Origin of the sequence: Sphingomonas sp. PAMC 26617, from assembly GCF_000242835.1 — a bacterium.
Classification (GTDB): Bacteria; Pseudomonadota; Alphaproteobacteria; order Sphingomonadales; family Sphingomonadaceae; genus Sphingomonas.
Genome location: NZ_JH594425.1, coordinates 1,462,183 through 1,476,888, shown reverse-complemented (window position 1 = coordinate 1,476,888; position 14,706 = coordinate 1,462,183). Strand labels below are relative to the sequence as shown.

Here is a 14,706-nt window from a genome sequence, read left to right as displayed (position 1 = left end):
GCCGCCAACCCGACGGGTTGGCGGCGCTCATGGCTTCGGCGTCGCAAACCGCTCAGACGTCGAGGTTGGCGACGCTAAGCGCATTTTCCTGGATGAACTCGCGGCGCGGTTCGACCACGTCGCCCATCAGCCGGGTGAAGATCTCATCCGCGACATCCGCCTGATCGACCTCGACGCGAAGCATCGAGCGGTTCTGCGGGTCGAGCGTGGTTTCCCACAACTGGTCCGCGTTCATCTCACCCAGCCCCTTGTAGCGCTGGATCGCGAGACCCTTGCGCCCCGCGGTCAGGATCGCGTCGAGCAGCTGTGACGGGCGTGCGACCATCGTCGCCCCCTTGCTCACCGTCGCGGGCGCGCCGGCGCGGCCACCCTCGGGCGCGGTCGCCTCGGCTTCGTCCGCCGCGGCATCCGCTTCCGCCTGTGCGGCTGCCGCTGCCTTGTTCGACACGAGACGGGCTGTGTCGACGAACGCCTCGGCCTGTTCCGCCGCGAGCGTGTGGAGCTTGCGCGCCTCTGCCGAGCCGAGGAACGCCGCCTCGATGATGTGGTGATCGGTCACGCCGCGCCACACGCGCTCGACATGGAAGCCGCCGTCCTCGGCGAGCGTCGCCGACCAGCGCGCGTCCTGGTCCGCCGCGTCGAGCCCGCGCACGACCTGCACCACGCGCTCGCGCCGTGCGTCCATCTCGAGCGCCGGATCGAGCGCACCGCCCATCGCGAGCGCCTCGACGATCGTCGGATCGTAGCGCCTCGGCACGAAGCGCATCAGCGTCCGCATCCGCCGCGCATGATCGACCAGCGTCCGCAGGTCCGCGCCAGAACGCGATCCCTGCGCACCCTCGAGCACGACGCTCGCGACGCCATTCTCGACCAGATATTCGTCGAGCGCGCTGTCGTCCTTGAGATACACTTCGGACCGTCCGCGCGTCGCCTTGTAGAGCGGCGGCTGCGCGATGTAGAGATGCCCCTTGGTGATGATCTCGGGCATCTGGCGGTAGAAGAACGTCAGCAACAGCGTGCGGATATGCGCGCCGTCGACGTCTGCGTCGGTCATGATCACGATCTTGTGGTAGCGCAGCTTCTCGACGTTGAAGTCGTCGCGCCCGATGCCCGTGCCCATCGCCTGGATCAGCGTGCCGATTTCCTTCGACGACAGCATCCGGTCGAACCGCGCCCGCTCGACGTTGAGGATCTTGCCGCGCAAGGGAAGGATCGCCTGGAAGTGGCGGTCGCGCCCCTGCTTCGCCGACCCGCCAGCGGAGTCACCCTCGACCAGGAACAGTTCGGACTTCGCCGGATCGCGCTCCTGGCAATCCGCGAGCTTGCCCGGAAGCGACGCGATGTCCATCACGCCCTTGCGCCGGGTCAGCTCGCGCGCCTTCTTCGCGGCTTCGCGCGCGGCGGCGGCGTCGATGATCTTGAGGACGATCGCCTTGCCGTGCGCGGGGTTTTCCTCGAGCCATTCGGCAAGCTTGTCCGCCATCAGCGATTCGAGCGGCTGGCGCACCTCGGATGAGACGAGCTTGTCCTTGGTCTGGCTGCTGAACTTCGGATCAGGCAGCTTTACGGACACGATCGCGGTCAGACCTTCCCGCATGTCGTCGCCGGTGAGGCTGACCTTCTCCTTCTTCAACATGCCGGATTTCTCGGCATAATTGTTGAGGGTCCGCGTCATCGCCGCGCGGAACGCCGCCATGTGCGTCCCGCCGTCGCGCTGCGGGATGTTGTTGGTGAAAGCGAGGACGTTCTCGTAATACGAGTCGTTCCACTCGAGCGCGACGTCGATCGTGACGTCGTCGCGCGTGCCGCTGATCGCGACCGGCTCGGGCATCAGCGCGACCTTGTTGCGGTCGAGATATTTCACGAACGCGGCGATCCCGCCTTCGTAATAGAGCTCGACCGTCTTCACGTCCGCGTGCCGTGCGTCGTTGAGGAACAACCGCACGCCCGAATTGAGGAACGCCAGCTCGCGGTAGCGATGCTCGAGCTTGTCGAAGTCGAATTCGGTGATCTTGAACGTGGCGGGCGACGGGAAGAAGGTGACGCGCGTCCCCTTCTTGCCGGGCGCGGGGCCGATGATCTTGAGGGGTGCCACCGCATCGCCGAACGCGAAGCGCATGTAATGCTCCTGCTCGTCGCGGAAGATCGTGAGATCCAACCACTCGCTGAGCGCGTTGACGACCGACACGCCGACGCCGTGGAGCCCGCCCGACACCTTGTAGGCGTTATCGTTCGAGGTGTTCTCGAACTTACCGCCCGCGTGAAGCTGGGTCATGATCACCTCGGCGGCGCTGACGCCTTCCTCGGTGTGGATGCCGGTCGGAATCCCGCGGCCGTTATCCTCGACCGTGACCGATCCCTCGGCGTTGAGCGTGATGTCGATCCGGTCGCAATGCCCGGCCAAAGCCTCGTCGATCGCGTTGTCGGAGACTTCGAACACCATGTGGTGGAGGCCCGAGCCGTCGTCGGTATCGCCGATGTACATGCCGGGGCGTTTGCGCACTGCGTCGAGGCCCTTGAGCACCTTGATCGAGTCTGCGCCATAGTCGTTGGTATTGGGGTCTTCTGCCATGCCAAGCGTATAGGGATTCAGGGCTGGAAACGGAAGCGAAATGGGTAGGCGGCCCGGGACGCCACCCCCGGGCCGAATTGCGCTACTTCTCGACGATGAAGGGCAATTGCCCGCCCCCGGCGTTGTAGGTCGGCAGCTTGCCGTCCCATTTCTCGATCGCACGCTGCCGCAGGATCGCGGGGTTGGCCCGCAGCGCTTCTCCCTCGATCTGCGAGGACTTCGCCTTGCCCTCGGCCTCGGCGATCCGCGCGTCGGCATTGGCCTTGACCGTCGCGACGTTCGCCTGCGCCGCCAGTGCCGCCTGCTCGTTGGCGATCTTGGTGTTGATCTGGTTCAGCACCTGGTCGGGCACGCGGATGTTCGACGCCCAATAGAGCTGCTCGACATGCAGCCCGACGGGTTCGAAATAGCGATCGACATCGCGCTGCACCGCCGACAGCAACGCCGCTTTCTTCGGGCCGTAGATTTCCTCGACGCCGAGCCCCGCCGCTTCCTCGTTGAGCGCGCTGCGCACCGCGTTGCGCAACGGCCCCGCGACGATCCCCGCCATGTCGATCCGGTATTTCTGGAACAGGATCGGCGCCTTCACGGGATCGACGCGATACGCCACCGACACATCCGCCGACAGGTTGAGCCCGTTGCGATCCTGGAACGGGAACTCCTCGTCCACGCCGCTCTGCTCGGTGCTCGACTTGGTCCAGGCATAGGTCGAGGTATAGATCGGATATTCGAAGATGTTGGTGCCGAACGGCGTAAAGTACCAGCCCACGCCGAGCGCATGGTCGGCGACGCCGGCGGCGCTGCCGAAATTGCTGACCTTGATGCCGACATGCCCCGGCTCCACCCGGCTGCACGAGCTCATCGGCAGGATCGCGATCAACGGGATCAGCACGAGAGGGGCGAAACGAACGAGTCTAGTCATTGTCCCTGTTCTTTTCATTATCTGGGTCCAATAGGAGGAGGGTGAATTCGCGCGTCAGCGCGGTGACCGACAGGAAGCCGGCCACGAGCGCGACGAGCGCGAGCAGCGCCGCGCCGAGATTGGCGAGGTCGCTATGCAGGTTGAACAGCGTGGGGATGACGAAGCCGAAACAGGCCAGCTCGCAGACGAGCAGCCCCGCGCAGCGCAAGCCAAAGCCGACGAGCCACAGATCCAGCGATTTCATGAAAGGTTTGCCCCGAACGCCCCCGAAGGATGCCGGGGCCGCAGCGCCCCGTCAGGGGTGCGGGTGGGAATATCTGCCCGTAACGCGTTCGCTACAATCGCAATCGGAATCCGCGCAACGCAATCGTGCGTGCATCCGATGCATGGCGGCGGCGACCCCGGCGGGGTGCGGGACCACAAAAGCAATCGGAGGCCTGATCGTCACCGCTCGCTCTAAAGCTGCCGTCATGCTGAACGTGTTTCAGCATCCACCCCGCAACGAACCCGGTCCGGACTCGCGGAGAGCTGGATCCTGAAACGAGTTCAGGATGACGGACGTTTTTGCAAATGTGTTGCGAAGGCGCCAGTCCGCCCCGGCACGCTGCCGGGGCGGTAGCAAGTCTCAGAACCGGTCGGCGCGCTGCCCCAGCAACGTCACCTCGACGCGGCGGTTCTGGCGCATGCCCTGCGGCGTCGTGTTGGGCGCGACCGGATTGGCCTCGCCATGCCCGACCACCGAGAAGCGCGCGCGAGTCACGCCCATCTGGTCGAACGCGGTCCGCACCGCATCCGCGCGGCGCTCGGACAGTGCCTGGTTGTGCGCATCGGTCCCGCGCGAATCGGTATAGCCGTCGATCGCGACCCGCACCCCCGATTCCGACCGCAGATAGTCGGCAAGGCCCTTGAGCTTGTCGATCGCGCCCGGGCGCAACACCGCGCTGTCGGTCGCGAACAGCACGTCCTCATCGAGCCGCATCATCGCGCCGCGCGACGTCTGGCGGAAGCCGTAGCCGCGCATCGCGCGCTGGTCCCAGCCGCCGCGCGGCGGACCGCGGCGGTCCTCGACCACGACGACGCGGTCGCGCGACGCCCAGTCGAACCGGTCGCGGCGCGGGCCGGCAACCTGCGCGAAGGCGCGGTTGGCGGCATCCGCCTCGCGCGGATTGACGCGACCGTCATGGTTGAAGTCGAAATTGCGCAGCACGAACGCGCGGCCGCGGTTGGTCCCGCGCAGCTCGGGGAACAGGATCGGCACGCCCGCGCCAACCAGGCGATAGTCGCGGTCACCCGGGCGGCCACCACCCCAGTCCCACCGCTCCTGCGCGGCGGCGGGCATCGCGCTGCCCGCGAGCGCGACGGCGGCAACGGCAGCGGTAAGGATCGACTTTCGGATCATCGTCATCGTGTAACTCCCTGGCCCCCGCCCGATGGGAAGGGTTTGGGCGCGAGCGCTTGAACCGCCGGTGAGTTCCCTCGACAGCCGGGGTTCAGGCGGCGCCATGCCCCAGGGTGAGACGCAAGGCGTCGCGCCCGAGGTCCGCGAACAGGGCATCCTCGGTCCCGGTCATCCACACCTGCCCGATCCCCGCCAGCCGCGCAAACAGCGCCGCGCGCCGGACCGGATCGAGATGCGCCGCCACTTCGTCGAGCAACAGCACCGGCGCCATTCCGGTCCGTTCGGCGACGAGATCGGCATGCGCGAGGATCAGCCCGAGCAGCAACGCCTTCTGCTCGCCGGTCGAACACAGCGCCGCCGCCTGCGCCTTGCCGAGATGCGTGACCGCCAGATCGCTGCGATGCGGGCCGACCAGCGCACGCCCGGCAGCCGCATCGCGCGCGCGGCCCACCGCGAGATCCGCGGCGAGCGTCTCCCCCGCCCCGGTCCAGCCGGTCAGCTCCAGACCGGCGCGCGCGAACGGGCCGTCGGGCTGCTCGACCAGCCGCGCGCCCAGCGCGGCGACCGTATCGCGCCGCGCCGCATCGATCGCGATGCCATGCTCGGCCATCTGTACCTCGAGCGCGCTCAGCCACTCGCGGTCGGGCCGCCCCTCTTCGCCGAGCAGCCGGTTGCGCGCGCGCATCGCGGCTTCGTAGCGGTTGGCGTGGACCGCATGGCCGGGGCTGAGCGCGAGCGTCAGCCGGTCGAGGAACCGCCGCCGCTCGCCCGCAGGCTCGACGAACAGCCGGTCCATCGCGGGGGTGAGCCACAGCACGGTCAGCCATTCCGCGAGTTGCGTCGCGGCGACCGCGGAGCCCTGCACCCGCACGATCCGCCGCTCGGGCGCGTTCGCCTGCGTGCCGGTCGCGAGCGCGACGTCGCCGCCAAGGTCCGCCGCGATCCCGAACCCGCCGGGCCCGTCCTGCCGCGCCATCTCGCCCAGCCCCGCGCGTCGCAGCCCACGCCCGGGCGCGAGCAGCGACACCGCCTCGAGCACGTTGGTCTTGCCCGCGCCATTCTCGCCGGTCAGCACCACGAAGCCCGGGCCGGGCGGAATCGCCAGCGCGGCATGGTTGCGGAAATTCGTGAGGACGAGGCGCGTCAGCATCGCGACCGCTCTACCCTGTTGGCCGCGTTACGCAATTTGCGTGATGCGCGCGCGGAGAGAGAAGCAAACACGCCTCCACCCGGCCGATGCGAACGAAGTCGAGCCATCCCCCTCCGTCCGTTCGTTTCGAGCGTAGTCGAGAAACTCGGCACAGCGCAGGTTTCTCGACTTCGCTCGAAACGAACGGGAAGGCGTTTGGGAAATAAAGCGTCCGTCCTATGACGCGAGCGACGGCTCCACCGCAGTCTCGCGCCGGGTGCTGAGATAAGACGCCAGTTCCGCCCCTAGCTCGCGCTGCGCCTTGAGATACGCGACCGGCGTCACGATCCCCAGCCGCGCGCGCGCCGCATCGATCGGTTCGGCGAGCAGCGCGAGATAATCCTCGCCCGAAATCCACCGCGCGCGGCGTCCGTTGCGATACCCTTCCCACACCGCACGCGCGAACAGCGTGTTGCGCGTGACCGACAGGCTCTTGAACGCCGCCGCGCCGCCGATGAACGCCCAGCCAAGCCCGCCGACCTGCGCATAGCTGAACGCGACGAGGCACGCCTCGCCAAGCGATTCGTCCGCCTTGTAGCCGGTCAGCACGTGCCAGATGTCATGCGTGTCGCGCACCCGCCGCCCGAACCAGGCATAAGGGTGTGCGACCTGATCCTCGCTGATCACCTGGCTCACCTGCACCAGTCCGTCGGCAGAATAGCCGGTCGTCTCGAGAAACTCGCGATAGGCCGCGCCGACCGTGCCGGGCGCGAACCCCGCGACGAACGCGCTGTCCGACAGGCGCTCGGCAAGCTCGGTCTGTTCGCAGGCGAGCCGCCCGCCCTGCGTGGTGGCGATCAGCCGCGCATAGTTGATCGGCGAATTGCCGACGTTGAGCGCGCGCATGATGCGGAAGACCTGGGTGGTATCGTCGCCGTTCGCGAGCAACTTGCGGATCGCGTCGAATGCGGTGCGCCAGTCGCGTCGTCCGCTGGTGCCGGGAAACGGGGGAAGCGTGGCCATCGACTCGGCTCCTTACTGACAGTCGTGTCAATAGCTCGCCCGCCCCGCCCTGTTAATGTTGCGGGAGGGGTCACGCTGGTGCGCCCGGCACCGCCCGGCCTCGTCCATTAGGACGAAACCGGGCGGCAGGGGTGCCGTGCGAACGTCGCTGCCCCATACACTGCCCAAAGGCGGCACGGGGCAGCCCGTTGGCAACAGAATATCGAGGGTATCCGTGATCGAAGATCCATCCATCCGCAGCATCGTCCGCCGGACGTCCGGGGGGCTGCAGGCGGTGGTGACCCCAGCCGACGATCCTGGCCCCGGCGCATCGCAAGGTCCGTCGGTTTCGCTGAGGCACCGCCGTGGCGGCGGACAAGCGACCGCGCCGGGGGCAAAAATCCGACACGGGCCATATCTAAATTGTGCGTTAACCAGCCGCGCTGTAGGCAGGGACATGGGTGAAATCGAACGGCAAGTTCCGGCAGGACTGATTGAGCAATGGGCGGTCCACCTGCGGCGACAGCGATCGCGCGCGACGGATACGATCTGGCTGCTCGACAACGGCTTCACGATCCATGACGGCAGGAATGGCACCCCCACGACAGACGCGTCCGCGCGAGTCCGCGCGGAGCAGGAAGCGATCGTCGCCGAAGTAAGTGCCCTGCTCGATCAATATGACGCGATCAATCTACGCGGCGCGCTGTTCGAGAACAGCTGACCGGTAGCGAAGGCACGCCGCCGCCCGCCTCTCCAGAACCCCGGTAGGGGATCGCCAGACTGTCCGTCGCGGCGTTGCATGGCCGCGTCGTCGCAGCTTTCCAGACGACGCCAGGGGGGGGCGGTCAGCCCTGTCGCGGGAAACGTGTTTCTGTGTTTTGTAAAGGCGTCGACCATCATGAGCGCGAGTATCCGACGGATCGTCGACCCGGCCGTGCCGGAACCGCGCCCGCAAAGGACGACGACCGCGCGCCCGCTGACGATCGCGCTCCTGCTGCTCGCGGTCGCGGTGCTGATCCGCTGCCATGATTTCGGCAATCCCGTGATCCATGTCGACGAGCAATTCTACCTGCTCGTCGGCGACCGGATGCTCCACGGCGCGCTCCCCTATGTCGACATCTGGGATCGCAAGCCGGTCGGGCTGTTCCTGATCTTCGCCGCGATCCGGCTGCTGCCCGGCGACGGGATCCTCGCCTATCAACTCGTCGCGACGCTGTTCGCGGCGGGCACCGCGTGGCTTGTCGGTCGGGGTGCGCGCCGGCTCGGTGCGTCGCGTGGCGCGGCGCTCGCGGCGGCAATCGCCTATCTGCTGTGGCTGCCGTTGCTGAGCGGGCGCGGCGGGCAGTCGCCGGTCTTCTACAATCTCTTCATGACCGCCGCCGCGGTGCTGACGCTGCGCCTCCCCGAGCTCGCGGCACGCGGAGCCGGGCGCGGGGCGGCGCGCGCGATCGTCGTCAACGGCGCGGCGAGCTGCTTCCTCGCGGGGCTGGCGATCCAGACCAAATACACTCCTGCGGTGGAAGGCGCGTTCTTCGGCGTCGCGCACCTCTGGTACCTCCGCCGCGCGGGCGGAAGATGGCCGGTCATCGGCCTAGCGGCGCTGCTGTGGGTGACGCTCGCGATTGCGCCGACCGCCGCCGTGGTGCTCGACTATGCGCGGCGCGGACCTGCGGTGTTCCAGGCGTTCTGGTTCTCGAACTTCGCCTCGATCAGGCTCCGCAAGGGCTATCCCGCCGCGAAGATCGCCGCGCGGATGGCGGGCAACATCGGACAGATGTTCCCCTTCCTGCTCTGCGCGATCGTGTCGTGGCGAATGCGGCCGTGGACCGCCGAGAAAACCCTCGCCTTCGGCTGGTTGGGCGCGGCGCTGGTCGCGTTCGCGATGATCGGCGCGTTCTTCGACCATTATGTGCTTCCGCTGGTCGCACCCTTCGCGATCCTCGCCGCGCCGGTGCTCGATCGCTACCGTTTCGCCACGCCCGCGCTGTTCGCGGTCGGGCTCGGGCTGTTCGTCGCGCGCGTGCCGATCCGCCCCGTCGACGCCGCCGGCGTGCGCACGGTCGCCGCGGTCATGCGTGCGAACAGCGCGGGTGGCTGCCCCTATGTCTTCGCGGCGGATTCGATCCTGTACCACCTCGCGCGAACCTGCCTGCCGACGACGCGCGTCTTCCCCTCGACGCTCGCCTACGAACCCGAACGCGGCGCGAGCGGGATCGACGAGGTCGCCGAGGTCCGCCGCATCCTCGCCGAAGCGCCGCCGGTCATCGTCACGCTCGACACGCCTTTCGCCGAATGGAACCGCCAGACGCTCGGGCTTGTCGAGACCGCGCTCCGCCGCGACTATCGACCGGTCCTCGCGGTTCCGCGCGAGGCGGGCCACATGATCGTCTATCTGCGTCGGGGTCGCCGCTTTCACGCGCCAGCGTCGTGAGACGGGGGAAAGCGGGCATCCCCGCTCGGGTCGCACCGGTGCCCGCTCCTCTCGCCGTCCAGGATCTGGCGACGCGGAAGCGGTCCTGACGACACCCTATTTGGGATGAGACCGTCGCGTATCGCGGGTGGCCGAAACGCTTTCCTCGACCGCAACGCTCCTCGAGCGCCGCCCCTCCACCGCGACCAGCTTCAACGCCTTACGCTGGAGCCGCCGTGGACGTCGAACCCGCGCCCTTAGCACCGCCTCTACCCCGCCACGCGGGGGGAATCAGGCGTCTGCGCTCAATTTGGGACACCGACCCTGCACCCCGCGTGCAACGAATCCTTTGATACCGAGTTGAATTGGTATTGGGGAATATACTGAGATGAAAGATAAGTTTGCGTTCTGGAAGAAGTCGTACATCCGTCCGATAGGGGCGGTCGTCGCGGTCGCCTGCTCGATCGGGGCGTTGCAGTACATGGTGAGCGGCGGGCAGCTCAGCCCCGCCACCGCAGCACTTCTGGCCGATCCGCTTTCCGTCCTCTCTGGTCGATCGCCCGGGTCGCGGTCCAGCGGTGCGCTCCTGCAATCGAAAAAGGCCTACGCGAACGATCGCACGAGCGCCACCGGTACTGGCCCGGCAGCGCCGTCCGAGCGGGTTCTCTCAAACGTGCGGACGCGTCCGCCTGTTGCTGTCCCGGCGACGGAGACGGGTCTGATTCCGGTTCTCCCGACTAGCGACGCGGTCATTCCCGATGAGGCCGTGACGAGTTTTCCAGCCGGCGTTCCAGCATCCGGCAGCGGTTTCGGCGGGGGCGGCTTCCCCGGTACGATTTCCGGTGGTGGCGGTGGCGGTACGCCAGGCACGGGCGGTGCCGTCGGAGTTGGGGGTAACGGTGGGGGTGTTCCCTCGGTCCCCTCCGCGGTCCCGGAACCCTCGACCTGGGCGCTGATGCTGACGGGATATTTCCTGGTTGGCATCGGATATCGGCGGCGCCGCAAAAGCGCGTCCACAGGTCCCCTCGCTGCCGATACCGTGCGCTGACGCGATTGCAGGCAATGCGTATCGTTATGGCCGTGTCGGGTGTCGCAACCCTGGTCGCCGCGTCGTTTCTTGTCCCGGCTTTCGGGCCACGCCACGGGGCAAGTCCCGCGGGGCCGGTGGCGCCGATCTCCAGCGGCGACCGGATCACCTATCCCGCGAACGGGTATCCGGCTCTCGTCCTGCCGGATGGCAAGAGCGAACGGGTCAAGAGCCTGTTGAACAGCCAGCGACCGATACGGTTCGGCGACTATATCTGGAACGATGCGGGCGTCCCTGACGGGCCGGTCTGGGTACGGGTCGACCTGTCGCGCCAGACGCTGTCGGTGTTTCGTGGCGGGAACGAGATCGGTACGACCGTGGTGCTGTTTGGCGCCGACGGAAAACCGACCCCAAGAGGCGTCTATCCGGTGTTGGCGAAGGCCGAAACGCACCGGTCGTCGCTGTACGACGCCGAGATGCCCTTCATGTTGCGACTGACGGGCGACGGGGTCGCGATCCACGCCAGTACCGTCCGCGAGGGTTCGGCGACTCACGGGTGCATCGGCGTGCCGCTCGAATTCGCGCGGCTTCTGTACGGGCAGATGAAGGTCGGCGATCGGGTCGCAATCATCGCAGCCTGAAGATCCCGACCAGGCGGTTAACCAGGTCCTGAAACGATAACTACAGTCCGACCTGGCAATACCCTCCTCCGGAGGTATTGTCCGTATGTCTGTGCGCACGTTGAAACGCACCCTGACGGTGGCGCTGCTGGCGACCGTTGCCCCCACCCTCGTCAGCGCGACCAGCACGGCCGCGGAATTCGAAGCGACCGTTCTTTCGCTGCATAACCGGGAGCGGGCCGGCCTGGGCGTGGCACCGCTCCAGTGGAACGCAGCCTTGGCGCAGTCCGCGCAAAGCTGGGCAAACCACCTCGCCGCAACCGGTGCATTCGAACACGCCGCCGAGTTGCCGTCCAACCCGGAAGGCGAGAACCTTTGGGAAGGCACGAAAGGCGCCTATCGGCTCGAGCAGCGGGTCGACGCCTGGATCCGCGAAAAGCGTTTCTTCAAGCCCGGAACGTTTCCCGACAACAGCACGACCGGAAACGTAGAGGATGTCGGTCATTACACCCAGGTCGCGTGGCGCGCTACGAGCAAGGTCGGATGCGCGCAGGCGACCGGCTTGCATACCGACGTCCTGGTCTGTCGCTACAGCAACGCCGGGAATTATGTCGGCGAGCAGGCCTTCTGAGGTCCTGGTGTCCGCCGAGACGGCGCCAGTCCCCGTTGCCGAAAAACTCAGGCGTAGCGGATCGTGATCTGAGCCAACTGACGACGACGGACCGCGACGCCGATCATGCCGAAACCGGCGAGCATCATCGCCCACGTCGCCGCTTCGGGCACGGGCGCCACGGCGTCCGCCGTGACCGAAAGATGATAGGTCAGCGCAGGAAGGTTGAAGTCGGTGAAGTCATATTCCCCGAGCACGAATGTCGGATTGAAAACCGTTCCGGTGAAGATCGATGCGCCCGAGGGAGAATATCGAAAGAAACGAGAACTGAGACTCAACAGATCGAACCCACCCGCGCCTTGAGCGGTATAAAAGTAGAAAAGAACGGGTGTTGGGACACCGTCGACCGTGGCGGTGCTTTCGAGCGCGAAGATCGTGGGGTCGTTCAAACCAGCAGCCTGCCCCTCGGGGTCGATCGCGGTTGGGCTGAGCGGCAGCGTAAAGGTCGCCGAATGCGCGCCGGTCAACGTGAACGTAGCCGCTTGAGCCAGGCTCGGTACTGCCGACAACGCAACGGCAAGGGACAGTGATCTCAAAACACGCACGGCGTAACCCCACTGTTGACTCGCGCGTGTGAGGTTCGCCGACTTGGCATCAACCTCCAGCCTTCGGCACGGTCTTCTCTCTGGGATACGAGCATGGATTATGCCAACCGCAGAAATCCGTGCCGCAATTCCGATGAATTGCGAAACGGACTCCTCGATCGTAAGAATTTTTTACAATGACCGTTCCTATTTAAGGAATGGGAGAGGTTCGGTCAGGGCGCTGCCGAGGCAGCTTCCAGAACCGCCCGTCGTTTGGGCGAGTCCGCGAGTGGTTGGCCGGCATATTCCCGGATCCCCCATGCTCCATATTGGCCGATGAAACCGGTTGCCGAATACAGCGTCACGGTGTCGCCAATCTTCGTTTTCCAATCCTGGAGATAGCGTTGATACATGTCATGCATGAGGGGGCTACGCTGCATCTGTGCCGCGACCGCCGCGTTTTCCGCGAAGGGAACGATGTGCTGGCCACCTTCATAAGCGACGTATCGCTTGTTCCACTTGGTTGCGCTTGCCTTGTCGGCGACGGCGCGGTCAATGGCGGTAACGCGCATCGTTTCGAGCGCGGCGAAAAGCGTCGGCAAGTCGGTGACGCCGGAGTCGACGGACCGTAGCAGGTCGTGCCCGAAATACGGCGCGGTCGCGATTGCATCCGCCCATTTCGGCGCGTCACGGAAGCCCATCATTTGGTCGATCGACCACCCGTTGCCATTCTGCGTGCTGAAGACACGAACCAGGCGCGCGGGATTGTCCTGGAAAGCGGTGGTGAGCAGCTTGTGAAACCAGATCGACTTCTCAGCGTAGCGAAGAACGCCATTGGTGTATCTGTCGCTGGACAGCCCCTCTGCGACCCCTTCGTTCAGCACCTGGTTGGCAATCGGAAACCCGTAGTTCCATGTTTCGTTCGATAGCTCGAAATAGGCCCGGTGCCCTGTCGCCAGCCGATCGTGCACGAGTTTCGCCATTGCGCGGACATACGTCTCGTCGGCGTTCCACGGGATCGTGAACCACGGGTCTGCACCCGCCGCATTGGCGAGGTCGACCATATGCTCGAGCGCGATCCCGTCGGTGCCGTCCTGAACCAGCCGGGCCGGCGTCGAACGCGTCGCCCATGTCACGCTTGCCGGATTGCTGTTGGCGTTGGACCAATCCAGGAAGCGCAGGATGCCATACGGCTTGAGGTCATCGACGATCCGCTGATCGAACGCCCCGTTGGTGGGAAGATTGGGCTCGCGACAGTCGAGGTTGGCGAGGGGGTCCGATTTGTTGACCGAGTCCACATACAGGATCACGGTCGGCAGCGCCTTCCCGGTATATCCTGGCCAGGTAAAGCTCGCAGCATGATTGCTCCCGGTCAGCCGGGCGTCCCCGTCGACGCGGATGTTCCCGCTGCCGGTCCATGTGCACGTGATGGGGGTTGCCTTGCCCGCCCAGACGGTCTGCGGGACGTTGAGAATGAGAGCCGCATAGATCAACGGCGTACCGCCAGGCGTCAGCTTGTCTTTCGGAACGTCCGCCCAGCTGGCGGATGGATTGCGCCACGCACCGGTAGCGAAGGCCAGGTTGGCGAACGTCCGCTCGGTACCGTAGTAATTGCTGCTGGCGACGTTGATCCCGAGCGAAAGCGACCGGGCCGGCGACGGTGTACCCGTCGGCGTCGGTACGGTCCTCGTGCCAAATTGATAGATCGCTGGAGGTGCCGGTTGATTGACCACTGCCGGGCTGAGCGACGTACTGTTGGTCCCTGAGCCTGCACCAACTGCCGCGAAGGCTCCTCCGATCACGGTTGCGGCCAAAACCGTCGCAAGCAGGATTTTCTTGTGCGAGCCCGTCGCAGACGAAGCGGGGAGGGGACGTACTTCGATCTTGTCGCTCGACACGAAATTTGTTTCCTTGTTTCAAAGGGGCGAATTTCAAATTCAACGTTCGGCAATGGCGGCGCGCTGACGGTCGCCGACCCTGCGGCATCTCAGGGGAAGTCTGCGAAATAGAAGGTGGTATGCGGGTGGGGGTCAATTCGGCGCTTACGTCGCCTCATTTATTACCGTGCCAAATCAGGTAAGTAGAACATCAAGTCAACGGGGACTGGCTCGGTCGGTCCCGCGCCAGGCCCGCATTGACGAATTCGGGCGCCACGCCGTTTCGCGTCGCCGACCGCGCTGCTGTTTTTGCGCGTGCTCTTGGCCTCCGTCGCGCCTGTACGACTGACGAGAACAAACGCTGTTAGCCGCTAGTCGGCTGACACGACGCCGAACATCTCATTCCCTGCCGCAAAGGTGCGTGCATATCCACGCGCGTCGCGGGCGGCGGTGGGTTGATCGATCAGCGGCACCCCTCGGTCATCGGCCAGTAGAACAAGGGAGCCGACCGTCACGGCCTGGCCGACCGTAATGCTGAAGGACAGCGGCCCCGC

Annotated in this window: 13 protein-coding genes; 5 read left to right on the top strand and 8 right to left on the bottom strand. The window is 66.0% G+C overall.

Annotated elements, in window-relative coordinates; all coding sequences use genetic code 11:
• Positions 1-52: 52 nt before the first annotated feature.
• The 6 genes from gyrB to RH91_RS06365 form a co-directional block, all read right to left on the bottom strand.
• Positions 53-2,572: a DNA topoisomerase (ATP-hydrolyzing) subunit B gene (gene gyrB, locus RH91_RS06390; RefSeq protein ID WP_010161787.1), complete on the bottom strand. Its 2,520-nt coding sequence runs from the start codon at positions 2,570-2,572 to the stop codon at positions 53-55.
• Between the two features lie 82 nt (positions 2,573-2,654).
• The gene (locus RH91_RS06385) at positions 2,655-3,494 is read right to left on the bottom strand and encodes an SPFH domain-containing protein (protein WP_198283231.1); all 840 of its coding nucleotides are present in this window, start codon (positions 3,492-3,494) and stop codon (positions 2,655-2,657) included.
• A complete protein-coding gene (locus RH91_RS06380; protein WP_010161785.1) occupies positions 3,487-3,738 on the bottom strand; it encodes a hypothetical protein in 252 nt (83 codons plus the stop codon). Before RH91_RS06380 ends, RH91_RS06385 begins: the two co-directional genes overlap by 8 nt.
• A gap of 381 nt (positions 3,739-4,119) precedes the next feature.
• Complete coding sequence (locus tag RH91_RS06375; protein ID WP_010161784.1) at positions 4,120-4,899, bottom strand: OmpA family protein; 780 nt, start codon at positions 4,897-4,899, stop codon at positions 4,120-4,122.
• An 85-nt stretch (positions 4,900-4,984) separates the two neighbouring features.
• The gene (gene recF, locus RH91_RS06370; RefSeq protein WP_010161783.1) at positions 4,985-6,043 is read right to left on the bottom strand and encodes a DNA replication/repair protein RecF; all 1,059 of its coding nucleotides are present in this window, start codon (positions 6,041-6,043) and stop codon (positions 4,985-4,987) included.
• A 216-nt stretch (positions 6,044-6,259) separates the two neighbouring features.
• Complete coding sequence (locus tag RH91_RS06365) at positions 6,260-7,045, bottom strand: Coq4 family protein (RefSeq protein WP_010161782.1); 786 nt, start codon at positions 7,043-7,045, stop codon at positions 6,260-6,262.
• Between the two features lie 436 nt (positions 7,046-7,481).
• Here RH91_RS06365 and RH91_RS06360 point away from each other — a divergent pair, with 436 nt between their 5' ends.
• The 5 genes from RH91_RS06360 (at position 7,482) to RH91_RS06345 (ending at position 11,712) form a co-directional block, all read left to right on the top strand.
• Positions 7,482-7,745, top strand: a complete 264-nt coding sequence (locus RH91_RS06360) for a hypothetical protein (RefSeq protein WP_010161781.1) — start codon at positions 7,482-7,484, stop codon at positions 7,743-7,745.
• 177 nt (positions 7,746-7,922) lie between these two features.
• Positions 7,923-9,455, top strand: a complete 1,533-nt coding sequence (locus tag RH91_RS06355; RefSeq protein WP_010161780.1) for an ArnT family glycosyltransferase — start codon at positions 7,923-7,925, stop codon at positions 9,453-9,455.
• 367 nt (positions 9,456-9,822) lie between these two features.
• Positions 9,823-10,482, top strand: coding sequence for a PEPxxWA-CTERM sorting domain-containing protein (locus RH91_RS21530; RefSeq protein ID WP_081469510.1), 660 nt, complete (start codon positions 9,823-9,825; stop codon positions 10,480-10,482).
• A 14-nt stretch (positions 10,483-10,496) separates the two neighbouring features.
• A complete protein-coding gene (locus RH91_RS06350; RefSeq protein WP_232283422.1) occupies positions 10,497-11,102 on the top strand; it encodes a L,D-transpeptidase family protein in 606 nt (201 codons plus the stop codon).
• 91 nt (positions 11,103-11,193) lie between these two features.
• A complete protein-coding gene (locus RH91_RS06345; RefSeq protein ID WP_232283573.1) occupies positions 11,194-11,712 on the top strand; it encodes a CAP domain-containing protein in 519 nt (172 codons plus the stop codon).
• A 47-nt stretch (positions 11,713-11,759) separates the two neighbouring features.
• Here RH91_RS06345 and RH91_RS06340 read toward each other — a convergent pair whose 3' ends face one another.
• Positions 11,760-12,218: a PEPxxWA-CTERM sorting domain-containing protein gene (locus RH91_RS06340; protein ID WP_010161776.1), complete on the bottom strand. Its 459-nt coding sequence runs from the start codon at positions 12,216-12,218 to the stop codon at positions 11,760-11,762.
• A 290-nt stretch (positions 12,219-12,508) separates the two neighbouring features.
• The gene (locus tag RH91_RS06335; RefSeq protein ID WP_232283421.1) at positions 12,509-14,077 is read right to left on the bottom strand and encodes a hypothetical protein; all 1,569 of its coding nucleotides are present in this window, start codon (positions 14,075-14,077) and stop codon (positions 12,509-12,511) included.
• Positions 14,078-14,706: the final 629 nt, after the last annotated feature.